22 protein-coding genes are annotated in these 22,345 nt (G+C 65.0%); 3 read left to right on the top strand and 19 right to left on the bottom strand.

The features are described 5' to 3' along the window. Positions 1-105: 105 nt before the first annotated feature. Positions 106-1,458, top strand: coding sequence for a tetratricopeptide repeat protein (locus ACFOY2_RS53120; RefSeq protein ID WP_379535827.1), 1,353 nt, complete (start codon positions 106-108; stop codon positions 1,456-1,458). A gap of 73 nt (positions 1,459-1,531) precedes the next feature. Here ACFOY2_RS53120 and ACFOY2_RS53115 read toward each other — a convergent pair whose 3' ends face one another. Then, complete coding sequence (locus ACFOY2_RS53115) at positions 1,532-1,948, bottom strand: hypothetical protein (protein WP_379535826.1); 417 nt, start codon at positions 1,946-1,948, stop codon at positions 1,532-1,534. 379 nt (positions 1,949-2,327) lie between these two features. On the opposite strand from ACFOY2_RS53115, the gene ACFOY2_RS53110 reads away from it, so the two are divergent. Beyond that, the gene (locus ACFOY2_RS53110) at positions 2,328-2,495 is read left to right on the top strand and encodes a hypothetical protein (protein ID WP_379535825.1); all 168 of its coding nucleotides are present in this window, start codon (positions 2,328-2,330) and stop codon (positions 2,493-2,495) included. Between the two features lie 39 nt (positions 2,496-2,534). Here the strand turns inward: ACFOY2_RS53110 and ACFOY2_RS53105 are convergent, their stop codons facing one another. From ACFOY2_RS53105 to ACFOY2_RS53065, 9 genes are all read right to left on the bottom strand, one after another. Then, complete coding sequence (locus ACFOY2_RS53105) at positions 2,535-3,374, bottom strand: hypothetical protein (protein WP_379535824.1); 840 nt, start codon at positions 3,372-3,374, stop codon at positions 2,535-2,537. A 292-nt stretch (positions 3,375-3,666) separates the two neighbouring features. Next, on the bottom strand, positions 3,667-4,308 hold the full coding sequence (locus ACFOY2_RS53100) for a nuclease-related domain-containing protein (RefSeq protein ID WP_379535823.1): 642 nt from the start codon (positions 4,306-4,308) through the stop codon (positions 3,667-3,669). 257 nt (positions 4,309-4,565) lie between these two features. After that, positions 4,566-5,150, bottom strand: coding sequence for a hypothetical protein (locus ACFOY2_RS53095; RefSeq protein WP_379535822.1), 585 nt, complete (start codon positions 5,148-5,150; stop codon positions 4,566-4,568). Positions 5,151-5,262: 112 nt separating this feature from the next. Beyond that, entirely contained in the window at positions 5,263-5,877 is a 615-nt protein-coding gene (locus ACFOY2_RS53090) for an endonuclease domain-containing protein (protein ID WP_379535821.1), read from the bottom strand. Positions 5,878-5,892: 15 nt separating this feature from the next. Beyond that, positions 5,893-6,330, bottom strand: coding sequence for a recombinase family protein (locus tag ACFOY2_RS53085; protein WP_379535830.1), 438 nt, complete (start codon positions 6,328-6,330; stop codon positions 5,893-5,895). A 41-nt stretch (positions 6,331-6,371) separates the two neighbouring features. Continuing rightward, positions 6,372-6,542, bottom strand: coding sequence for a recombinase family protein (locus ACFOY2_RS53080; protein ID WP_379535829.1), 171 nt, complete (start codon positions 6,540-6,542; stop codon positions 6,372-6,374). Positions 6,543-6,662: 120 nt separating this feature from the next. Further along, the gene (locus tag ACFOY2_RS53075) at positions 6,663-9,194 is read right to left on the bottom strand and encodes a tetratricopeptide repeat protein (RefSeq protein ID WP_379535820.1); all 2,532 of its coding nucleotides are present in this window, start codon (positions 9,192-9,194) and stop codon (positions 6,663-6,665) included. Next, entirely contained in the window at positions 9,191-9,679 is a 489-nt protein-coding gene (locus ACFOY2_RS53070; protein ID WP_379535819.1) for a hypothetical protein, read from the bottom strand. Before ACFOY2_RS53070 ends, ACFOY2_RS53075 begins: the two co-directional genes overlap by 4 nt. A gap of 539 nt (positions 9,680-10,218) precedes the next feature. Further along, positions 10,219-10,494, bottom strand: coding sequence for a hypothetical protein (locus ACFOY2_RS53065; RefSeq protein ID WP_379535818.1), 276 nt, complete (start codon positions 10,492-10,494; stop codon positions 10,219-10,221). Between the two features lie 358 nt (positions 10,495-10,852). Between ACFOY2_RS53065 and ACFOY2_RS53060 the strand changes: the two genes are divergently transcribed. Beyond that, the gene (locus tag ACFOY2_RS53060) at positions 10,853-11,830 is read left to right on the top strand and encodes a hypothetical protein (RefSeq protein WP_379535817.1); all 978 of its coding nucleotides are present in this window, start codon (positions 10,853-10,855) and stop codon (positions 11,828-11,830) included. 94 nt (positions 11,831-11,924) lie between these two features. Here the strand turns inward: ACFOY2_RS53060 and ACFOY2_RS53055 are convergent, their stop codons facing one another. The 9 genes from ACFOY2_RS53055 to ACFOY2_RS53015 form a co-directional block, all read right to left on the bottom strand. Then, positions 11,925-14,822: a tetratricopeptide repeat protein gene (locus ACFOY2_RS53055; RefSeq protein WP_379535816.1), complete on the bottom strand. Its 2,898-nt coding sequence runs from the start codon at positions 14,820-14,822 to the stop codon at positions 11,925-11,927. A 349-nt stretch (positions 14,823-15,171) separates the two neighbouring features. Further along, positions 15,172-15,612: a hypothetical protein gene (locus ACFOY2_RS53050; RefSeq protein ID WP_379535815.1), complete on the bottom strand. Its 441-nt coding sequence runs from the start codon at positions 15,610-15,612 to the stop codon at positions 15,172-15,174. Positions 15,613-15,699: 87 nt separating this feature from the next. Further along, on the bottom strand, positions 15,700-16,005 hold the full coding sequence (locus ACFOY2_RS53045) for a hypothetical protein (protein ID WP_379535814.1): 306 nt from the start codon (positions 16,003-16,005) through the stop codon (positions 15,700-15,702). Between the two features lie 184 nt (positions 16,006-16,189). Beyond that, positions 16,190-16,597, bottom strand: a complete 408-nt coding sequence (locus tag ACFOY2_RS53040) for a hypothetical protein (protein ID WP_379535813.1) — start codon at positions 16,595-16,597, stop codon at positions 16,190-16,192. A gap of 35 nt (positions 16,598-16,632) precedes the next feature. Continuing rightward, the gene (locus ACFOY2_RS53035) at positions 16,633-16,818 is read right to left on the bottom strand and encodes a hypothetical protein (RefSeq protein WP_379535812.1); all 186 of its coding nucleotides are present in this window, start codon (positions 16,816-16,818) and stop codon (positions 16,633-16,635) included. Next, positions 16,815-17,576 carry a hypothetical protein gene (locus ACFOY2_RS53030; RefSeq protein ID WP_379535828.1) on the bottom strand — a complete coding sequence of 254 codons (762 nt, stop codon included), beginning with the start codon at positions 17,574-17,576 and terminating at the stop codon, positions 16,815-16,817. The genes ACFOY2_RS53035 and ACFOY2_RS53030 overlap by 4 nt, the downstream gene beginning before the upstream one ends. Positions 17,577-17,951: 375 nt before the next feature. Then, on the bottom strand, positions 17,952-19,160 hold the full coding sequence (locus tag ACFOY2_RS53025) for a site-specific integrase (RefSeq protein WP_379535811.1): 1,209 nt from the start codon (positions 19,158-19,160) through the stop codon (positions 17,952-17,954). Between the two features lie 365 nt (positions 19,161-19,525). Further along, a complete protein-coding gene (locus ACFOY2_RS53020) occupies positions 19,526-21,196 on the bottom strand; it encodes an AMP-binding protein (protein WP_379535810.1) in 1,671 nt (556 codons plus the stop codon). Continuing rightward, complete coding sequence (locus ACFOY2_RS53015) at positions 21,193-22,317, bottom strand: cytochrome P450 (RefSeq protein WP_379535809.1); 1,125 nt, start codon at positions 22,315-22,317, stop codon at positions 21,193-21,195. Before ACFOY2_RS53015 ends, ACFOY2_RS53020 begins: the two co-directional genes overlap by 4 nt. Positions 22,318-22,345 lie beyond the last annotated feature (28 nt).

The raw sequence follows: 22,345 nt of genomic DNA, 5'->3' as shown, positions 1-22,345 counted from the left end.
CCCAAAGCCGTCTGGATCAACGAACCCGCCAAGGAGGAAACCAACTCCGATACAGAACAAGTCGCCTAAAACGTCTCAAACAGTTTGACAGTTACCGCCTGGACAATGGACGCCTACGGGCGTCACCTTGAGGAAGGGAAACGCGTCGAGCTCATAGACCAGGGGGCTGACGTCTTGTCTGCTGAGGATCCTCGACACTTGGTTGGGCGCACCTGGCAGCTGACACTAGATGCATTCGAGGCCCGCGGGCTGCCTGAAGCAGCAGCTCTGCTCAGACTGCTGGCTCGCTTCGCTTCCGAGCCCCTGCCACTGTCTCTACTGAACAGCCCTGAGATTAGCGGCGTCCTCCCTCGTGCCCGCACTGAAACAGCACTTCGAGCGCTGCTCGATCAATCACTCACCGAACTGGTTGACGTTGGCGTGCGGTGTGTTCAGACCCACGCTGTGCTGCTCGATAGCGTCGCCGCAGCCACGCCGCCTGAATCACTCGCCACTTTCAACTCAACAGCCGGCCGGTTGCTCGATGCCGCAGTACCTGCGATTCCCGATGCTGGCCCATACAATCCGCAGCTACGCCTGTTCGCGCCCCACATGCTTGCCTTGTTGCGCCGCGTTACAGATCCCGTCACTGTAGCTAACGTATTGAGTGTGGGGACACGTTTGTCCATCGCGCTCTATCGAACCGGAGACTACCTGTCCGCCTGGGATACTGCCCGTGCTGCAACAGCTCTTGCGGAGCAAACCCTCGGCGCAGAGCACCGACTTGTGCTGAGCGCGCGCTCCAGGGCCGGCCGAGCGCTGTTTCGGCTGGGACAATATTCTGAGGCGGAAGTGATGCTGCATCAGGTCCGCACTACTCAGGAACGACTGTTCGGTGCCAACGATCCCGACACCCTGGACAGCAGTCATGGCCTCCAACTCGTGCTAAGAAACCGCGGCAGAAGCGACGAAGCACTCTCTCTCCTCCGGGCCACGGTGACGGGCCGACAAGGGGCACTGGGGCCTTTCCACCCGTTGACTCTTCGGTCCAAAGCCAGCTTGCTGACGATGCTGTCCGCTTCCGAGCTCGCCACTGAAGAGAACGCTGCACTACTTTCCTTGCCCTCACAATGCGAGCGGCACCTTGGCCCCGAGCACACGGTTACTTTGGGTGCGAGACACAACTATGCCTGGGCACTATACGTACTAGGACGTTACGAAGAAGCGGACGAGCAAATCCAACTAGTCGCTGATGGATATGAACGTCGCTTTGGCCCCGACTATCCGATCGCTCTCTCCGCCCAGCAGCTTTACGCTCGCATTCAGTCCGCACTCGGGCGCTTGGATTCAGCTGTCGAGCTAATGCGCGATGTCGTGGCACGGCGGGAAAACAGCCTCGGCCGCGATCACCCCTTCACGGTCGCAAGCAGAGAACTTCTGAGCGAGTTCAACGGGAATCAGCGGCGTTCCTCTCAATAGCTCCCTGCCCCGATCGCTTACAAAAGCCTACAAATGAGCGTGAGGAGTGACGGAAGACTGCCAGCCGAGTCGTTCATCGCTCGGTGATATGCTGATCTCGGCCAGCTTGGTATATACGGCTTTGATCATTGGCAGTCGCCTTCATCGCGATTTTGTTGAACTGATCTCGCTCGCTGAGGGATAGGGCTGGTGTGAGAACATTATCCAGTACTTGCTTCAGCTCGTTGACGAGATCAGGATCTTCTCGCAGAAGTTGCTGCAGTCGTATCTGCCAGGTTCCGGCAAGCGCACGTTCCGTGTCAGCGTCTCCATCGCTGCGGGCAGCCAGGATCTGGAGGCGGACCTCTGCCAGTTCGTCTTCAACGGCCCTTTCCTGCTCGGGGCGCACTCGTCGCCACAGCATGATCGCCCCTGAACGGGCCTGCTGCCACATATCTGTGGCCATCGCCGTCACCAGAGCAGTCCCAGCGGCCAACACGATCGGATCCATGCCGCGTCCTTCCGATTAGCGTATTTCCCATTCCACGCTAAACGCTTGACTCAGTTCTAGCCAGAGAGAGGATCAGTCCAATTCTCAATGGTTCTAGGTCGCTTTTCAAAAGATCACGACGCGTGGGGGCGTGTCGTTGATCGTTAAAGGATGGGGTATCCGGTAGTCAGTTCAACGATCAAGAAGAACGAAACACCAGAGACCTCGTGGCCAGGCGTAGCGGTGACGAGGCGGCACGACCTCGCCGACGCGCAGTGAGCGGCGCTGGAGCCGCACCTGCCTGCCCGATCTGGCAAGAGGCGTCCGCCGAAATGGAGCAGGCGGCAGTTGATCGACGGGATCCGGTGGCGAATCCGGACTGGGGCGCCCATCCCCGCTGGTGACCCGCTGGCCGGCACAAGTCGGCTCGACGACCTGTGGTACCGCATCCAGCAGGCCGGGCACCGCGCTGATCGTCTACCACGCCGCCCTGGCCGCGCACGCGCTCGGCGTCACGGCCCGTATCCACTCCGATGCCGCCGATCCGCCACCGACACCGCCGGTGTAGGCCGCAGAAATATTGACAGTGCCGTGCGCGGAGTTCGTGTCAGCTGCTTGGCAACCACGAAAGCTGGGCGATGGGGGGCGTGCCTGCGGGAAGCGGGATCTCGTCAAGCTGCGCCACGACCTGACTGCCGTCAGGACCTTGTAGCAGGAAGCGTCGGCCTTCGGCGTGAGGGTGCTCAGGTAAGTCGCGCACGGCTTCGATCAGCGCGGCGGCCCGCCTGTGCGGCACCTGTGGGAGGCGCGTCCGCGGCAGCGAATCGGCCAGGATGGTCACAGCCGCCGTGGCGACGTTGACGCCGCGCCGGCGGTAGTCGGAAATCGAGGCACGGGGCACCGGATGGTCCAGCAAGGCGACGGTGGTCTCCAACGGTGCCAGCGTGTACGTCATGCGCAGGTGCTTGCGCTTGAAGTGGACGCGTTCCGCTGGGTCCTGCGCGGCTTGGGGACCAGCGCGGCCGGCGACGACCGGCCCCTCATCCAGGGCAGCGATCTCGGGAAACTGCTCGGCGGTAACGTCGATCAGATGGTCCAGGGTCGGCAGCCAGACGACCGTGTGCCCGTGGATCATACTGTCTTCCCAGCGTGGGGTCAGGGTGCCGCGGCTGATGACGGTCATGTCCGAGACGTTGGTGATGGCGAGGTCCACCGCGCGGACCTGGGCGGGGATGCCCAGCTGGGCGTAAGCGTGGACAAGGGTCATGCAGTCGTCCAGGCAGCGCTCGGCAGGCAGCAGGTACTCGGCGGCGATGACGTCGAGGAAGAGCGGCAGTACGGCGGGAACCTGCATCGGATCAGCTGGGGAACCGTAGGCGATCGTCCCACCGATGCGCGCGGCCGCGCGATACACCGGATCGGTCTCTTCGGCCACGCGCTCGGCCATGACCCGGCGCCGAGGGTCACCCGAGCGGCTGATCGCACGGCCCGAACCGGGCCGAGATTTACGGCTGCGAGGCTTGGCCACCCTTCGACGGTAACTCATGGCGGCCGTCGTGGTCTGCTGCCGCACGAGTACTAACAGGAAGTCCGTGTTGAGCGACAGGGGTCGACACATGCTTCGCGACACGACATGTCAGTAGCGCACGTAACCGTGCTCTTGCCCCAGTAGGCCATTGCGAGAGCCAGGCCCTGGTCCCCCGGCCAGCACGACTGACTGTTCTAGCGAGCACGCGCCATCAGCCTTGCTGATGGCGCGTGCTCAGGTAGGCTGACAGCTTGTTGATGTGGCCCGCATCAGCGGGGGCCTGCGGTGGCGAAAAATGTTGGTCGAAGTAGCCGTCGATGATCGCTCGCATGGGCAGCACGTCGCCGCCCCTCTTGCGGCAGGTGGCCTGCTGCACGCTGGGATGGAGCAGCGTGCTGTCGGGCACGATCCATGCTGTTTGACCCTGCGTCGCGTCGGTAAGGCGGTAGATAACGCCGCCGCGTGAGTAGGCGCGCCCATCGTCGAGCCACTTCTGCGGCACCACGGTGCCGTCTGTCTTGACGAGGACGCCCTTGCCCTGGGGGTTGAGCCCTAGCGTTCCCGCGCCGCATCCCTTCGCGTCAATAATGAGCCAGGTGTCGCCGGTCAGTACCAGGTGGTCGATGTTGGAGGTGCCCAGGCTGAGCGGGTCCAGCCCGCCTCCGCGCACCTGATGAAACCCCTCTAGGTCGTGAAAGAGGTGGAAGTGGTCGGGGCGGGTCGCCAGCCACTGCTCGAGTGCCTTGGCCACTTGCTGCTCGTGGAAGGCTCCGCGTCGTGCATCCGCGCCATACTTCGCGGCACCTGAGTCGATCAGGCTCCAACCTGGTGTTCCATGCACGGTCACGCTCATCGGCCTGCACCCCCATGCGCGCTGGAGACAATGTGTGTCTGCGACGTTACTGAGAGGCACTGACAGTTTCAGTGCAGGGGACGGAACGCTGGCGACTCCGTGCGGTGTTGATCGCGGAGATATTGGCAGTGCAGCGCGCGGCAGTCGCCTACACGCGTGGTGCTCAGCAGCGGCGACGTGCCTAGACGGGTCAGGCAGCTGCCTGCCGATGAGGTACTCGGAGAGCTGAGGTGTTGCCTGCGGGGGCGGAAGGGATGTCAGGGACCGACCAGGGTAGTGATCAGTTTGCGCGCAACGGGTTGGGTCAGACGCCGCAGCGCCTGGCCGGTCTTCTCGTCTGTTCCGCGTGGCGCGATCTCGGTTCCTTGGACCACGCTGTTGAACGCGGTATCGAACCGCTCGCGCCCTACCTTGCTGACCAGGGTGGTGAGGTACTTCAGTTGCTTGTCGGTGGCTGGCTCTGGCTCAGCTTCGGGCCGACGTTCGCGCCGTTTGGCAGCGGCGGCACCGGTCGTGGAGCGACCGCTGGAGGCTGCCTCGCTACGATCGACGATGTTCAGCGGCTCGACCCAGCCCGCGCCGGGTTTGCCGGTGACGGCCTCCCAGAGGGCATTGGCGGTCAGGGCGGATTCATCGACGTCCTCGGTCAGGCCCGGGCCGGTCAGGGCAACCCAGCCGGTGCCAGAGCGCACCACTGTGAATCCGGCCGGTTCGGCGTGCTCGGTGACCCAGTTCAGGCCGCACCCGCAGTGCGTGTCGTGGTAGCGGCGCCACTTAGAGCCGAGTGCCTCGTACACGAGGTTGTCGCCGTAGCGCTTGGTGTCTCGCGTGAATCCCGACATCACCGCAGCGTTCCACGAGTCGCCGACACGTTCGCCCTGTTCGACTGATGCTGTGCCTTGCCCTGCCGCCACCTTGTCGTTCCTGGGAGCGCCACCGTGGATGCTGAGCGCGTCACGATCTGGTTCGCCGGGGCTTGCGGCTGATCGCGGCTCGTGGGTAGGTCAGTCCGAGGTGTGCGGCCGGCGGGTTGTTGAGGTAGTCGGCCCAGGCGCAGCCTGAGGGGTGGGGGCACATCTCCAGCCAGATGTTGCAGTGGCGGCACACCAGCCCGCGAACGTGGAGGTTGTCAGGGTTGTGGTCGACGAACACGTCGGGCGTGCTGCGGCACGCGTGGCAGGCAGGGCCCAGTTCCGAGATCAGAGTCCTGATGATCGGGCCGAGGACAGGCCCTTGGAAAGGGGGCCATCGCCCGTCGTCTTGACGGCCCGGGCACCGCTCGCGCCGCCTGACGAGTGCGGGGTCGACCTCGGAGTCGAGGGCAAGCACCGGCCATCGCACGGTCCTTCTGCCGGGGTGGCCCTCCTCCTGCCGGGTGCCGGGAGGCGGGTTGACCCGATAGTGCTGCCTGTCTGCGCTCCACCACGTGCACCATTGCTCGTGCGGCAGGGCCGGGGGCGGCGGTTTCTTCAGGCCTCGCCACGCCTGGGCGCAGAGATATCGTGTGCCAAGAGGCAGGTGATAGCGGCCGTCGTCGCCGAGCACTGCGATCGGTGAGGTGACCGCCACGGATCCGGTGGGGACTCAGCAGGGTTGAGCAGCTCGCGCGGCGACTAACGCGGCCAGGGCCGCGGGGTCATCGGTGCTGGCCTCCCAGGCCAGTCGGCGCAGCAGCGTGTCATGACGGTGCTCGGGGAAGTCGGCAGGCCCCAGCCAGGTGATCACGAGGCTGCCTCCCGGGCGCTGAGTTCGCGAGCATCTGTGGTCCGGCCGACGCGTAGCTGCTGCAGCGTCCGGGGTCGGGCAGCAGGTCGCGGGCGGCCTTGAGAAGTTCGGCGTCGACGACGGTGGGTCGGCCGCCAGGCCCTGGTTGGTGCCGGCGACGATGAGTTCGCGGCTGAAATCGGCCAGGGCGGCGAAGACGTGGAAGACCAGGCGGCCCCCGGGGGTGGTGGTGTCGAGATTCTCGTGCAGGGAACGGGAGCCGATCTCGCGCTTGCGCAGCTCGCCGACCATGGTGATCAGATCCTTGAGCGAGTGGCCGTAGCGGTCCAGGGCCGGGACTACGAGGGTGTCGCCAGCTGGAGGAAGGTGTGGCAGGCGTCGAGTTCAGGCCGGTCGGCGCTGCGCCCGGACTTCTTGTCGGCGAAGATCCGGCCGCACCCAGCCGCGGTTAACGCGTCGCGCTGGCGCTCGAGCTTCTGCCCGCTGGTGTAGACACGGGCGTACCCGATGCGGACCTCGGTGAGGTGGACGGGGACGCCGCCAGCGGCTCGTCGGGCATGTCCAGGGCTGGGCTCATGCCCGTCATCCTCTCAACAAAGGGTGGTGGACGATAGCGGGCTGCCTGTGGATCAACTGTCATGCTTGCGCTCTGGCTGCATCCGCCTTACGGCCTTTTCAAGATTTTTCCGGACTACTCGAGTCCTTGAGTGGTCGGCGCCGAGCACCCGCTCACAATCGACGAGGGCGGCCTTCAGTAGCGGGATGGCCCGGCTCAGATCACCCGCCATCTGGTAGGCGGCGGCGAGGTTGTTGCGGGAGATCAGGGTGTCGGGGTGGTCCCCGCCCAGCACCCGCTCATAGTCGGCGAGAGTCTGCTCGTACAGCGGGATGGCCCGACCCAGATCCGCCACCATCTGGTAGGCGGCGGCGAGGTTGTTGCGGGATTGCAGGGTGTCCGGGTGGTCGGCACCCAGCACCCGCTCGCGGTCGGCCAAGGTGGCCTCGTGCAGCAAGATGGCCCGGCCCAGATCACCCGCCATCTCGTAGACGCCAGCGAGGTTGTTGCGGGAGGTCAGGGTGTGAGGGTGGTCGGCGCCCAGCAGCTGCTCGAATCCGGCCAGGGTGGCCTCGTGCAGCGGGATGGCCCGGCCCAAGTCCCCCGCCTCCCGGTAAGCGCTGGCGAGGTTGTGACGGGAGGTCAGGGTGTCGGGGTGGTCGGTGCCGAGCAGCCGGTCGCGGTCGGCCAGGGTGGCCTCGTGCAGCGGGATGGCCCGGCCCAGATCCCCCGCCTCCCGGTGGGCGGTGGCGAGGTTGTTGCGGGAGGTCAGGGTGTCGGGGTGGTCGGTGCCAAGCACCCGCTCGCAGTTGGCGAGGGTGGCCTTCATTAGTGGGATAGCGCGGCCCAGGTCGCCCGCCATCTGGTAGGCGAGGGCGAGGTTGTTGCGGGAGGTCAGGGTGTCGGGGTGGTCAGGGCCGAGCAGCCGGTCGCGGTCGGCCAGGGTGGCCTCGTGCAGCAGGATGGCCCGGCTCAGGTCGCCCGCCGTCTGGTAAGCGTAGGCGAGGTTGTTGCGGGAGTTCAGGGTGTCGGGGTGGTGGGTGCCCAGAACCCGCTCGGAGTCGGCCAGGGTGGCCTCGTGCAGCAGGATGGCCCGGCTCAGGTCGCCCGCCGTCTGGTAAGCGTAGGCGAGGTTGTTGCGGGAGTTCAGGGTGTCGGGGTGGTCGGCACCAAGCACCCGCTCCAGGTCGGCCAAGGTCGTCTTTAGTAGGGGAATGGCGCGGGTGAAGTCGGCCAGATCGTAGAGGTGTCGGCCGCACCATTGGCGGAGGCTCAGCAAGTCAGCGGACAAGCCGTTACCCATGAGGGTCCACCGGTAGACCGTGTCGGTCTGCTCGACCAGCATCTCGACCACAGCCCGAGCGGCCCACATCGCCGGGCCATCAGGCAGAGCAGCGTTGAAGGTGTGCAGGAGGTCGACGGCTTGGCTCAGGACGGTGTCCAGGGTGCCCTGGTGGGCGGCGCGCTCGCGGAGCACGCGTTGCACGAGCCGGTGGATCAAGACCGAGGTGCCGTCTTCGCTGTAGGTGATCAGCGAGGTGTCGGCCAGGTCGGCGAGCAGTTGACGGACGCGCACAGTCTCCAGGCCCGTGCTGGCGGTGAGTGCGTGCAGGACGGCCAAGGGGATGCCAGCCGACGACAGCACCGACAGCACCGACAGCAACGCGGCGGCGTCCGGGACGGTGCTTTCCGCCTGGGTGATCGACAGCAGAATCGCTTCGGCGGCTCCGACCGGATAGGGATCACCAGGCCGGGCAGGCAGATACTCCGCGACGGGGAAATCGCGCAGCAGGGCCCGGTAGGCAGCGTAGGACAGCCGAAGCCGGGCGATCACCGTGGCGGCCTGGTCCAGGGCCAGCGGCAGATGCCCGAGGTCATCGGCCAAGCCAGTGGCACCGGCGGGGTCGTCCTGGCCGGTACGCCGGTACAAGAAGGCTTGCGCTTGGGCGGAGGTGAACACCTCGACCTCGACCGGTTCGAACAAGCGCAGGAACGCACGGTTGCGGGTAGTAATCACGACTCGGGTAGCGCCGGTGGCCGGACACCACCGGCGTACCGTCGCCACATCGGTGGCGTTGTCGAACACCAGCAACGTCGGCCGCTCAGTGGCGGCCAGCCATGCCTTAACTCGGGTGGCGGCGGTGGCGGCATCATCGTCGGCCTGGCGCTGGTCGAGCCGCTGGGCCAGGGCGGCCAGCCCGGTGTGGATCTGCTCGGTGGTCTCGGCGGGGATCCAGGCCACCACCGGCCAGCGGGCGGCCTGGCAGGCCCAGGCGTAGGAGGCGGCCATGAGGGTCTTGCCCACCCCGGGTGTGCCTCCAACCGCGCAGATCACTGCCGCCCCGATGCCCGCATCCGGTCCGCTCGTGCCCGGCTCACCGAGCAACTCGGCGAGCCGCTCCATCAAGTGCGGGCGCTCCTGGAAACCGGGCGGGCGCTGCGGAATGTCGCCCTCAACAATCTGCCCTGGCTCCGGTTGGGGCGGGTAGTTGTGGTTGATGGTCTGGTGGCCGCCGGCCTGATACACCTGGCCCTGCCCCGAGGCGGTGGCGTCCAGACAGACGTGCGACTGCCGGTCCGATGCGTTGTCTGCTGGCGGGGTCATCGCTCATTGATGGTCTGGTCGCCGCCGGCCTGATACACCCGGCCCTGCCCCGAGGCCTGCGCCCGCATCTGCACAGTTCGCGCGCCATCGCCGCTCGAGACGATGCCGGAGTTGTCACCGCCGATGGCGATCGACCGCTCACCCGAGGCCGACACCTGCGGCGGCGCCTTGTGCTCGGCTTCCGGCGAAGCGGTCGTTGCAGGGGTGGCCTGCTGCATTCGCTCGGCGCGCATCTGCGCTCGCAACGCCACCATGGCGACCACCAGCCCTGCCACGCCGACCGTCATGCCGGTGAACATGCCGACCACGCTGGCCCGCTGATCCAGCATCTCCAGCACCTCCGCGGGCAGTTGCAGCGGATCGGCGAAGAACCAGACCAGCCCTGCTGCCAGTGAGGCCGTCAACACTACGATCGCGGCGATCGCCACGCCGCGCCACAGCCACGAGCCAGGCTCGCGGTCCGCCCCTGGCGTCGTCTTCGACATGCGTCCAGAGTGCTCCCGTATCGGCCGAGCGGGGCCCATAGTGACGAACGTGTTACCTGTCATCACGCCTGCGCGAAACGGTCATTTACGGGATGGGCGTGCAGGCGACTTCGGACATCGGCGTTCCCGCAGGAACTACAGTCCTTGTCACTTGACTCGCCCTGGACGTCACCGGTTGAGGCTGCGGACGGTTTCCCCGCCGAGTAGAGGCTGCCGTCCGGGCCTTTGATGTAGGAGCCGCGATAGATGACCTTGTGCTGCCCGAGGCTCGGGTACCACTGGTGCATCCGGACAACCCAGCGGTGCTGGTAGTCGCGGCCGCCGGGCCGCTGTTCTCCAGGCTGATCGGTGCGGCGAGTGCCATCAACCGTGGACGGTGCGACCTTGATGCCCGAGCGCGGCGAGCTCACCGTGGACCCGCCGATAGCCCCAGCCGGGGTTCTCCCGGACCAGGCGCAGGATGAGGGCACGGATAGAGCGCACCGTGGGCGGGCGCCCGGGCCGCTTCGGCCAGCAGGTACGGGCATGACGCCGTCGCATCAGATCTCGGTGCCAGCGCAGGACGGTGTCCGGTCGATGAGCAGCCGCAGTCGGCGCAGGACCTCGCGTGGCAGCGAGGTGAGGAGGGCGGCGAGAAATGCTCGGTCCTCCGGGGCAAATCTCACCCTGATGTCAGGGCCGAGCTGCCGTTCGAGGACGGCGATCTGGTGGCGCAGGGCGAGAATCTCGATGTCCTTGTCTCGATCGCCCATGGGCAGCAGTCGCAGTGCGGCGAAGGTGTTCGTGACGGTGAGATAGGCCAGGCGCAGCAGCACGAGAGATCATCTTGCCGTTTCGGTACAGCCCACGCCCCCGATTTGAAGCGCATGATCGCCCATCGATCCTGCGATCAGTACGGATGAAATTTCGGCACCCGCACGGCCGATCAACATGCCGCATGCCTCTGCTGAGGGCCGAAACTCGCGCACGCCGCATACAGCCCGACATGCACGCAAGCTGGGCAAACGCAATTATCGGCAGGTGCACAGGTGAATCGCGCGTGGCCGCTGGCTAACGTCAAGGATCCCCCATGGACGCGCTCCATAGCAAGTACTCGCGCACGCCAGTTCGATACGGCCGCAGCCTGCGAGCATTCCCCTGCCAAACGGGGCATAAACATTGTAGCCTATGCTCATGTCGCCACTCATGAGACCCTACTCACCCAACTCGTATCCAGAATTCAAGAGCGCATTCAACCTATGCGCTTCATCGAAGGCAGGGAAGCTTGCCATTGAGGAATATCTCAAAGAGAGAGAAGAAGGATTGGGACGAACCCTTCTCCCCGTCCCCCCGATCGATAAAGCCGATTACCGATCAGCCCTCAAGGAATTTCTTGAGGAGAGTGACGACGCAGACACATCTCTACTATGCCGCTATCTAGAACGATCGAATGATGACGAGACGTACAATCGGCTGGTGCAGCTAAAAACGTCCATAAACGCATCCTTCTACAACGACGGCCGTTGCGACTCAATGCACTATTTTAGCAGTTGGGAGAGGATGCTGTTGACGATTCGCGATCGCTTGCAGAAATCCGGACATTCATCGGCCATGGTGAGTCTGGTATTCACCCATCCAGACTCGTTAGTATTCAAGGATCTTAAAAAGAATCATGCCTACTTCAACGCACGCACCGGGGAATCATGGGATCTGTTTTTCGTGGGATACGAAAGGGCACGATTTCTGAACAAATGGAGCTTTGCCCCTGAGGGATTCAATAATGTGCGCCGCGAAATCGAAAATAGGCACGCCACCGCTTTGTTGGGCGAGCGGCCCGTCGAAGGCATCCTGGGGTGGAAATTTTCTGGGACTGCCGATCTTGTTAGCTTCATGGTTCATGGGTGGGATATAGACTGGCTTTCGCTGCGCTATATTCGTCTACTGGATTCTAGTGGGGCCTACTCTGCATATAGCCTGGCTGAAGTCGTCGAAGAGCTGGCCGAATGGAGAGAGGATAGCCCACCTATACGAGACTTGGCTCCCGGAGAACTTCCGCTACATATATCTGCACTCTCACTTCAACCCGGCCTGAAGGCCATATCGGTTGCCCTGCTCAGTGGGATTGCAGGAAACGCTGCTTACGAGATCCTAAAGAGCGTTCTCCTTAAATAGTTCATCATGACACGCAGCTGCGATCTGCTGCACGATGCCAAGCGGCGAAGTATGCGCGCGCCGGTGCTGGCCATCGGCGACGGCACGGCTCTGGCTATCGTTCCGGGTCTCCTTCGCGGGATTCCAGAGTACGAAGCAGCGGCTCCAATTCCGACTCTCCGCGGTTGAGGATTATGTCGGTCAACCGCTGCTCGAACCATGCGGAGCGAGGATCGAAGCCATGGCGCCTGAGCGCCGCACTGTAGGCCGCCGGGATCTCTACATCAATCGAATTGTCAGTGGCGGATGCGAGTTGTCCGATGAGAGTCCGCAAGCTTTCAGTTAGGCTGCACCCTAGTTCAACATCGTGGCCCGTTGCCTCGCGGGCAAAGAATCCGCCCTGCTCAGCGCGCCACCGCAGGAAAACCATCGACTTCCGTGCCTCTGGAGCGATTGTTGAACCCTCAGCGTGCCACGGGCAGACCTCATTGATGACGTACGTGCACCACGCGATGAAGGAACGCGGATCGGCCTCTTGGCTTGACCAACCCCAGTCGATGACACATCCGCATGGGTGTTCAAACGGCGTCCAGTAGATATCGCCCGTGCTGTTAGTGGATTGGGGCCTTTCCTCAGTTTGGCCCATGCGTTCGGAGACCGCCGCGAAGGCATGCTCGATAAGAGGATCGCCAGCCTCATGGGCTCGTTGCGCCCAACTCGTTGCCTCATCGATGTCTCCGTGTTCGAGCAGGTGAAGTGCGAACCGGCCCATCGCGTACGGGGCGCCGCCGTCGGCGGCTTTAGCCAGCCATGCTCCTGCACGTGCTGTGTTGCCTCGGTCGTCCATAATGAGGGCGAGGTAGAACATGGCGTCGTGGACCCCAGCGTCGGCGGCCGGTTCAAGCCAGCGAACAGCCTCGTCGTACCTGCCGAGGTCCCACAGCATCGCCCCAAGTTGAGCCATGGCCTGGATGTTGCCGAGCCCAGCGGCTTGGTTCAACCACGTGTACGCCGTGTCCGACTCGCCCAAGGCGCGATGTACTTCGCCGAGCCTGGCAGCGGCATCGGCGAAGTTGTTGAGATAGGTCTGACGGATCCTGGTTCCCGGCGCGTCTTGGTCGCCGTCATCGGTTAGGAGGTGAGGCAGGACGTAGGCGGCCTCGGCTTGGGCGTGATCGACTGCCTTTCGGAACCAATCGCGCGCGCCTTCCAAGTCTCCGTGGTTCCGCAGGAATGTTCCTAGAAAGAGCGAACCATAGCCGTTTGGAGATTGAGCGGATCGTTCGTACCAGTAACGTGCGGAGTCCAGGTCGCCATCGTCCTCAAGTTCGCTTCCCCAGCCGGCCATCGCACCAGGATCTCCGGCTTCGGCTCCGCGCCGCAGCCATGACCTCGCGCCATCCAGGTCGCCCAGTTCCTTGTGCATGACGGCCAGCATCCCCGCCGCCTCGACACATCCAACATCGTGTGCCTTCAGGAACCAAGTCCGGGCCGACTCCAGATCACCCTGATCGTAATGCGCCATGGCGAGGGTGAAGACGAAGAGGGCATCCTCATCCCCAGCATCGGCCACACGCTTCAGAGCGGGGATGACGTACTGCACGAGGCCGTACATCATCGCTCGCATTCCTACTTGGGCGCAGGCGTCCAAGTCCGTGTGAGCGACGAGGATGTCCCATGGAGTGTCCGGCACGCGCCTGGCCGTGCTCCACTTTCTGGATTCGTGGTAGACGAGCACGTCTGAGACAGCGTAGCCATCCAGTTCGCCGACCTTGAGAGCTGACGGAGACATTGGGGCCACCTCGCCGAGTACGGGCCTGCAAGCCCAGCTAATTGCTGAGGCGAACCAGTCTGGTTCCGCAAGCGCGCGCTGAGCTGGCGTCAGATATTCCTCTGCAAGGCGTTGCAATACGCTGGGTGGAATCACGTCAGGGTGGCCGCAGAGTCGGGCCTCCACAGCAGCTGTGATCACTGCGGCTCCCATCGCGTTGCCGGGAGCCGCCCGGCGGCGAAGCAGCTCCGGGGCGCATGCCAACACCGCTGGGGGTGCACCGTCGCCAACGGCCGCTGCCGCCTCCATGACGCGTGGATCGACGAGGGCGATCTCGCGAGTTCGGGCGGCCTCCGAGTCCGAGAAACGCTCAGGGAGATCGATAAGCTGCGCCAAGCTGAGGACGGCCCGCGCCTCTCCGCTCGTGCTCATCATCCCGCTGACGCTGGCTTGTTCGTGGATACGTTCATAGTCAATGGACCACAGAGTGCCCATCAGCACGATTGGCTCTTGCTTGTTTCCCAGAAGCCTTCGCACCGTGCTGCTTGAGAGACGCCCGGATTCGAGAAAGCCAGCGAGACGGTCGAGCCAGATCACACAACGACCGAACGGGATCCCAGAGTCGATCAAAGAAGCCAGGTCGTCGGGAGATGGCGGCAGGATGAAGCCCCACTCCGGAAGCACTGCGCGAATCGCTTCGAAGGCACTGCGCGTCTTTCCTGCGGTTGCGGCACCGAGCAAGACCGCGAAGCCTCCGCCGCTGCGGGCACTTTCGAGGTACCTCCGCAATTCGCCATCGATGTCTCGTCGGATATAGGTCGGGAGCTCAGGCGAGAGCTCCTCGCTGGCCTGCTTCGGAAGCGGTCTCGCAGCATGGATTCCAAGAATGGCGCGATTGGTCACGTCGCAGACCCTGGGCAAGGCGTCACCGACGCGCACGAACCAGTCTAGGAAATCACTGTCTACGGGTTCGCCGCCGGTGCCAGCTGTGGTGACTGCGTCAATCGCTCCTAGGCGTCGCAACACTCGCTGCTCATGTGCCTGTTTCATGGCCAAGAGCCGATCGACTGTCCAGGTCCTCGGCTGGGAGTCGATAAGTTGATGATGGTGGCTACACAGCAGGATGAGGTTATCGCAGCGGTTGCGTTCCTCAGGGGTGAGAGGCGAGATGCCACGGGGTCCGTTCGGACTGTCTCCCACGATGTGCGCGATCTCGCCTAGCGAAGCGATCTGGTTGACCACGCTTGGCTCGGCGGTTAGTGCCCGGCGACACTGGGGAAACGCGCAAACACCCCCAGAGCGCTGGAGAAGCTTGCGTTGCTCTGCCACTGGAACGGCCACGTTAACCCTCCCTTCAGAGCCACAGCAGCTGCCCTGCGGCGACGCTCGGCCTACGTCCTGACCAACCGCCCGCGAGGCGACTGCCCGACCCCTCAGGATTCTCCCGCGTAACCAGGTTCCTCAAGGAGCTTTTAAACCGCTCGGATCTGATTGTCTGACGAAGGCGTGGCTATGCATCCATCCCTAGTCTGTTGTGATCGTTGATCTGGATGCTAGGGCGGCAGGTAGAGATTGACACCGATACCTCTGGTCAAGTCGGCCGTGAGGGGGCGGCGAGCTCGCGGGTGCACAGGTTGATCGCTCCGGCGCGGGCCAGGCGGGTGAGGTCGCGTAGCGGGGTGAGGTAAGAGCGGACGCGGCGCAGCCGCTGTGGCCAGTTGGCCGGCCGGGGGCGAGCAGGCGCCGGTTGGCGGCTGAGGTCCTTTAGGCGGTCGTCCGGATGGTCGTCGTGCAGCCAGCAGAAGCTGAAGGCCAGGTTGACCAGGGCCCAATGACGTCGGATGGCCCGGCCGGAGCGGAGTTGGAAGTCGGCCCAGCCCAGTTCGTGTTTGACCTGCTTGTAGTCCTGCTCGATCCAGCCGCGCAGACCGTAGAGGCGGACGATCTCGCTGAGCGGTGCCGGTGGCGGGGCGCCGCGGTGATGTCGGCGGGGGATGTTGGTGACCAGGTAGTACGTGCCGATCTTGGGCATCGTGGCTGGCCTGGCGGTGGCCACGATGAGTCGATGGGGGCGCTCGGGCCGTAATGGCCCAGGGTGAGTTCGATGGCCCACCACGACTCAGTATGCCCATCGCGGAAGCGGCGCCGGACCGGACGCCAGCGGCCTAGATGAGACCGTGAGGACCATCCGGCCTGCCGGACGCGCTGGGCCGGGGTCAGCGTGCCACCGGTGTCGATCCGGATCGGGGTGTTCGGCTTGACGGCCACCACGTACGGGATGTGCGGCGGCCTCCAGCCCGGCGATGAAGTGCGGACTTTCGCCGGGACCGTAGAAGCAGTCGGCCACCAGCGCGCGAAAGCCGATCCCCGCCGTCTGCGCCCGGGCCACCAGTTCGCCGGCGAGCTGTCCCTTGGTGCGGGACATTGGGGTCACCTCCGTCTTTGGTCCTCGTTGAGGACGTGCGGAGAGAGTAGACACCATCATCCCGGTTTACGTCTCGCGCTGAGTTCGTTGCGGATTGTGACGGCCAGGTCGCTCGCTCAGACGACGCCCGCGGTCGGCCCGCCTTGCGTTTCCCAGGTAGCCAGCCACCGGCGCACCGCGGCACTCAGATGCAGGAGCAGCCGCGGCAGTGCGGCAACTTCGCGTACAGATGAGAAGAGACCGCATCGTACGCCTCGGAACTGCGGAGCAAGCTCTCCTGAACGGTCTTCGCGGGGCGCAGATACTGGTCGTCCTCATCATCGGCGAGAAAGGCGTCCAGCGTCTTGATCTCGATCTTCCGATCGGCCGGGTTCCGCGCTTCTTCGACCGGGTAGCCGCGCGTCATGCCCACGAAGGGCTCCATGATCGCCTTCACGTGCCCCATGAAGCGGTTCGCGCACCAGTGCTCGGCACTGTCCGGAAGATACTTCACGACCCAGTCCACCATCTGCTCCAGCTCTCGCAGGCGGAACTCGCACTGCACGAGGTACTCCCAGTCGGGGCGACGGTTGGGGTCGGTCAGTCCGGTCATGTCAGACCCTCTCCTGCGGCTGTGGCGACCGAAGCCTAACCCGCCTGGCGGTCCACCTGCTCCCCGACCACCTGCCCAACCTCGATTAGCTCGGCATCGGTGTCCTGCCCGCCAGCGACGAAAGAGGGCACCGAGCAGCGGAAGCCGAAAATCGCTTCGATCTCACCCTGCAGCACTGCGACGTCGACCGCAGGCCTGACCGGGGCCGAGAAGGCGCTCATCCCGTCACCGTCCCAGCGCCCGCGGGGAGCGAAGAAGCGTGCGCGTGCACCCACCAGGCGAGCGGAAGTGCGATCAGCACCACCGCCTGGATCGCGAGCAACGCCGGAACGATACCCCAACGGTCTGCCACCAGGCCGGCTCCCAGGGCGACGAGCGCGTAAAGCACGCTGCCGAGCAGCGACGCAAGCGAACCCATCGTCGCGCGTTCCCGGTCGGTGAACTCGCGCTGCAGCAACGTCTGCTGGGCGATTGTCGACATGCCGTAGGCCGGTGACCCAAGCAGCACGGGCGAAAATACCGTCGGCTTGACCAGCGCCACGAAGTTCGCCACGTTGTCGAACAGCTCACCGAACAACAGAGTGCGGGCCGCGCCCACCCGGCCGATCACCCAACCACTGACGCGGAAGCCGACGAAGGCCACGCCATGGCCGAAGGCGCGCCACAGGCCCAGCGCCCAGAGCAGCCACAGCCCTGCCACGAAAACAGGCGACAACTGGGCCGCGCTTTCGCTGCTGTAACGAAGCGCCGACACCAGAGTCATCCGGCGGAGCACCGGATGACGGCGGATGCCGCGCACGGCCGATCCGAGATGCACCAGCACGTTCGATTCCAGCGGGTCGTGCACCCGCGGTTCCCGGACCCGCAAGGCGACGAGCACGCACAGCACCTGCGGCACGACCGACAGCACGACCACCACACGCAGCGACCACGCGCCGGCGACCATGCCACCTATGGCTGCCGCCAGTGCGAGCGCGATCCCCGAGCATGGTCATGAGCGGGCAGCTTGAGATCGAGCCCAAAGACGCATTTACAGCGCAAATTGAATAGTCAAGGCCATGCAATCAGCATCGGGGTACCGCCACCGACGCCATGGTTACATGCTCGGTGGATGCTCTTCGGCCCGCGATACGGGCTAGCACCGGGCGGCATTCTTGGACATTTTGAAAGCGACATTTGCGGGCGGAGCGATACAATAAAATACGCTGCGGCATGGGATGACATAAAGCTTTTAATCCGTAGGTTCCGGGTTCGAGCCCCGGGCGCCCTACCACCTCCACCTGCGACTCCTTCCCTTATGGGAAGGTTTCTTGCTGATCGTGAGACACATGTGGGTCACACCTGGGTCACTTCGTCATGCCGCCGCCTTCCGGAGGTTGCGGGCGGTCCTGCGCGCCTTACCCAGGACCAGCCGCGCAATCGCCTGCGCTGAGCGGTGATACACCTCTGGCAACACCGAGGTGTAGATGTCGGAGGTCACCACGATGCTGCCGTGTCCCAGCGTGCCCTGCACGACCCGCAGGTCGGAGCCGCAGGCCAAGGCGAGGCTGGCGGTGCCGTGGCGCAGGTCGTGCAATCGGATCGGGGGCAGACCGCTCGCGTGCACGAGGTTACGGAACCGGACGGTGAGATAGTCCGGCCGAAGTGGAGATCCATCCATCCGCGTGAAGATCGGGCCCGTTTCCCGCCAGGCGTCGCCCAATCGCTGCCGCTCGGTCTGCTCGTGACGGCGCAGCAAGCGAACGGTTTCCGTATCCAGGGCGATGATCCGCTGGCTGGCGGCGCTTTTCGGCGGGCAGACGATCAGCCCGGCGTCGGTGTGCACTAGTTGCCGGTTGACGGCCAGTTCCCGCCGGTCCAGGTCCAGGTCGATCCAGCGTAGCCCGGCTGCCTCTCCGCGGCGTAGCCCGCGCAGCGCGATCAACTGCCACAGCACGTGCAGCCGATCGTTGCTGGCGAAGGCGAGGAACTCGGCCAGTTGGTCGGCGGTCCACACCGCCACCGTCGGGTGTTCGCCCTCGCGCCGCCAGGCGGCCACCCGCCGGTCGGTCCACACCTGCGGATACGGCCGGGAGGACGCGGGCAGCCGGATCATGCGTGCCGGGTTGGAGGCGATCAGGCCCTCGCGCACTGCGGCGTTCAATGCCGCGCGCAGCGTGGCGCGGATGCGGTGCAGGGTGGAGGGCGCGATCGGCTTGCCGTAGCGGGTGCACCGTCCGGCGAGGGCGGCGAACATGCGGCCGATGTCCCGGGTGGTCAGCTGGGCCAACTCGATCCGGCCCAGATACGGGATCAGATGCAGGCGTACGTGATCGGCGTAGCCTTCGCGGGTGCTGGGCCGCAGTCCCTGCTGAGCCTGCAGCCAGCAGCGCAGCCATCGCGCCACCGTGTATCCCGCCCCCAGCCCACCGTCCTGATCGGCCGCGATCACCTCACCACCCGCGCGGTAAGCCTGTTCGGCAGTGGTGAACCCGCCACGCCGGAGCCGCTCGCGACGCCCGGCCGGGCCACTTACCTGGACCGCGAAGTACCAGCTACCGTGCCCGTCCTTGTCCAGCTGCACGCAGCGTCCGCCCAACTGCCTACTCGTACGCGCATCGACGCATCCACATCGCTTGTACACCACGATGCGATCCTGGCGATGTCTCATTGTCCCGTCCTTTCTTGATCGCCGTTAAGGGCAGGACAACACCGATATCGCCCGCCGACAACCAGGCGAGAACAAAGACCCTGGACGAGCTACCAAACGGATCCACACGGACCGGGCCTCGATCATCCGGCTGGTCGACGCGGTGCCGGCCGAGCAGACCAACGAATAGATCGAAGCCCGCCGCTACTTGGGCGCCGACGGCTACGCCGCCCAAGCTCGCCTTCCCCGGGCGTCGTGAAACTTGACGCAAACCTACAGAAAGCCGCGACCAAAGATCGCTAGTCGCCTGGGGCGTCGGGGTCGGTGCTGGCGAGGATGGTGTTCTGTTCTCTGATCCGCGTTTGGGTCAGGGCACGTTGCCATTTCCCGCTGGTGGTGCGGGACAGCCAGCCCGGCCGCACCGGGTGGACGTGCACGGCCGTTAGCGCCAGGTGATCGGCTATCAACTGGCGGATTTCGGTGCAGACGACGGACGGGTCGTAGTTGGGGGCGATTTCGGCGACGACCACGACGTGTTCGTTCTCGGCGTAGGCGACGCACCGGCCGCGATGTACACCGGTCTGCCGGGCGGCGAGGTCTTCGACGTCTTCGGGGAAGTAGTTCTGCCCTCGAACGATGATCATTTCTTTGGTGCGTCCGGCGATGAACAGGTCGCCGTCGAGTTGGAATCCGAGGTCGCCGGTGTGCAGCCATGGGCCTTCGAAAAGTGCGGCGGTGGCGGATCGGTTGGCGAAGTAGCCGGAGGTCACGCAAGGGCCGCTGATCTGGATCTCGCCGACTTGTCCCGGCGCGCAGTCGGCTCCGGTCGCATCGATGAGTCTCAATTGCATGTCCTGGACCGGGCGGCCGACGCTCACTAGTGGTTTGGCGGCTGGATGGTGGGGAGCTACCAGAGCGCACCGGCCGTGGTCGGAGAGTTCCGTCCGGTCCACGTGGATGATGCGCGGGACGGTTCCAGGTTCGGGAAACGTGATGGGCAGGGTGGCTTCGGCCATTCCGTACACCGGGTACATCACAGACTCCGGTACTCCCGCTGAGGCGAAGCATTTGGTGAAGGCTTCCACGGTGGAGGCCTTCACCGGTTCGGCGCCGTTGAACGCCAGCCTCCAGCGGGAGAGGTCAAGGTTGGACAGAAGCTCGGGGGTGGCGGCGGCCACGATCCGGTCGTAGGAGAAGTTCGGTCCCATGAGCAGGGTTCCGCCGTGGTCGGACAGGAGTTGCAGGACGCGGGCCGGCCGCCGGATGAAGGCCAGCGGGGGCAGGACCTGGGCGCTGCCACCGGCCATGAGCGGCGCCAGCAGGCCGAACAGGCCCATGTCGTGGTAGTGCGGCAGCCAGGTCACCATTGTGTCTTGCCGGGTCAGGCGCGCGGAGGCGACGATCGACCGGAGCGCGGCTTGCACGGCCGAGTGCGGCAGCATCACCCCTTTGGGATGGCCGGTGCTGCCCGAGGTGTACTGCAGGACGGCCAGGTCACCCTCGGCGACCTCCGGAAGCCGGCCGGGTGGCGCGGTCAGGTTCGCGTCCAGCACTACAAGGCCGGGGGACATCCGCTGGAGGATGTGCGCGATGTCGGAGTGGTCCTCATGCACGACGAGGTAGCGCATCCGAGCGGTGCTGACAACGAGCGCCAGCCTCTCGGCGGACCGTTCGGGTGTCCCGGCGGCCGCGCTCAGCATGCTGGCTGCGGCGCCGGCGCGCACCACGCCCAGCAACCCGAGCAACACCTGAGGGCCGGTGGGCAGCAGCAGTCCGACGACCTCGCCAGGTTTCACTCCGGCGGCCACCAGCCCGGCCGCGAATCGCTCGGATTTGCGGTCCAGGTCGGCAGCCGTGAGCCGCTCTCCGGTGCCGGGGAAGGACACCGTCACACCGGGATCCAGCAAGGACGCTGCTTCGGCCAGGGTGGCACAGTCCAGAGCTCGGCCCCTGTCGCCTCCGCTACTCATCGCATGACCTCCTGCAGCCGCACCAGGAGCGGCTCGGAGGGGGTGATGCTGGTGCCGTTGGGCGATGTGTCGCCGATGTGAGGGCCTGGTGGAGCATGGAGGCTGAAGTGGTGCAGTACGGTAGCGGCGATCAGCTTGGTCTCCATTGTCCCCACGTGGATACCTGCGCAGAGCCGTCGGCCTGCGCTGAACGGAGTCATCGCGAAGCGGCCGCGCGTGGTGTCGGTTGAGGTGAATCGCTGGGGTCGGAATTCGTCTGGATCGGCGAAGGACGCGGGATCGCGCTGTGTGTCGGCGATGGAGTAGAACACTTCAGTGCCGGCAGGTAGCAATGTGTCTCCGAAGATCAGGTCCGTCTCGGCTCGGCGCGGCAACCAGAACAGCGGCGGGTGCAGCCGCGCGGTTTCGGAGAAGGCGGCCTCCAAGAGTTGTGAGTCGCCTGGCTCCGAGGCAGCGAGATCCCTGCGAACGGCGCTCTGCTCTGCCGGGTGGCGAGCGAGCAGCCACAACAATCGGGCCGAAAGATACGCCGTTGTCTCGAATCCAGCGAGAAGCAAGATCGTGATGTGGCCGGCGATCTCCTCATCCGTCGGAGGGCCGGGCAATGTGCGCAGGCGCGCCACCAGCCTCGCCACCCCGTAGCTCCGCGAGTCTTCCACGGCGTGTGCCCGGTCGACCGCGGTCAACAAGAGCGCGCGAACCCGGCGGCGGCTCCGGGCGATGTCACGGATCAGACGGTCCCCGCCGGGTGTGCCGAGTTCGAGATCGGGCGCTTGCAGCGTGGTGAACAAACCAAGGAGTTCCGACGCCTCCGAGGCCGACAGCCCCGCGAAGACAGCCGCCGCGACCTCGAATGTCACCTTTTTGGTGAAGGCGTGCAGGTCGACGGGCTCATCGACGGGCAGTGCCGGGACGACGCGGTCGAGGATCTCGCCGGCCACCGAGGCGTACTCGGCCGTCGCCTTCCGGTTCAGGACCGCCATCAACGCTCTGCGGGCTGCTCTGTGCGGTTCATCGTCAAGGTTCAGCAGTCCTCTGCCGAACCGGTCACCGAAGATCAGGTCCCAGCCATGAGCGTGGGACAGCTCCGAGTCGGCGGCGTCGAAGAAGTGCTCGGCCATGGCCGAGCCACGTAGGTAGATCCGCGAT

It is taken from the genome of Nonomuraea purpurea (assembly GCF_042650645.1).
GTDB classification, from domain to species: Bacteria; Actinomycetota; Actinomycetes; order Streptosporangiales; family Streptosporangiaceae; genus Nonomuraea; species Nonomuraea purpurea.
Note: the sequence above shows the minus strand (reverse complement) of the source record. Positions and strands in the feature narration are given on the sequence as shown.

Excerpts from the sequence above, each read along its gene's own strand:
- ACFOY2_RS53120 (WP_379535827.1), top strand. The coding sequence starts at position 106 with ATGGACGCCTACGGGCGTCACCTTGAGGAAGGGAAACGCGTCGAGCTC.
- ACFOY2_RS53115 (WP_379535826.1), bottom strand. The coding sequence starts at position 1,948 with ATGGATCCGATCGTGTTGGCCGCTGGGACTGCTCTGGTGACGGCGATG.
- ACFOY2_RS53105 (WP_379535824.1), bottom strand. The coding sequence starts at position 3,374 with ATGGCCGAGCGCGTGGCCGAAGAGACCGATCCGGTGTATCGCGCGGCC.
- ACFOY2_RS53100 (WP_379535823.1), bottom strand. The coding sequence starts at position 4,308 with ATGAGCGTGACCGTGCATGGAACACCAGGTTGGAGCCTGATCGACTCA.
- ACFOY2_RS53095 (WP_379535822.1), bottom strand. The coding sequence starts at position 5,150 with ATGTCGGGATTCACGCGAGACACCAAGCGCTACGGCGACAACCTCGTG.
- ACFOY2_RS53075 (WP_379535820.1), bottom strand. The coding sequence starts at position 9,194 with ATGACCCCGCCAGCAGACAACGCATCGGACCGGCAGTCGCACGTCTGT.
- ACFOY2_RS53070 (WP_379535819.1), bottom strand. The coding sequence starts at position 9,679 with ATGTCGAAGACGACGCCAGGGGCGGACCGCGAGCCTGGCTCGTGGCTG.
- ACFOY2_RS53060 (WP_379535817.1), top strand. The coding sequence starts at position 10,853 with ATGTCGCCACTCATGAGACCCTACTCACCCAACTCGTATCCAGAATTC.
- ACFOY2_RS53050 (WP_379535815.1), bottom strand. The coding sequence starts at position 15,612 with ATGCCCAAGATCGGCACGTACTACCTGGTCACCAACATCCCCCGCCGA.
- ACFOY2_RS53045 (WP_379535814.1), bottom strand. The coding sequence starts at position 16,005 with ATGTCCCGCACCAAGGGACAGCTCGCCGGCGAACTGGTGGCCCGGGCG.
- ACFOY2_RS53040 (WP_379535813.1), bottom strand. The coding sequence starts at position 16,597 with ATGACCGGACTGACCGACCCCAACCGTCGCCCCGACTGGGAGTACCTC.
- ACFOY2_RS53035 (WP_379535812.1), bottom strand. The coding sequence starts at position 16,818 with ATGAGCGCCTTCTCGGCCCCGGTCAGGCCTGCGGTCGACGTCGCAGTG.
- ACFOY2_RS53020 (WP_379535810.1), bottom strand. The coding sequence starts at position 21,196 with ATGAGTAGCGGAGGCGACAGGGGCCGAGCTCTGGACTGTGCCACCCTG.
- ACFOY2_RS53015 (WP_379535809.1), bottom strand. The coding sequence starts at position 22,317 with ATGGCCGAGCACTTCTTCGACGCCGCCGACTCGGAGCTGTCCCACGCT.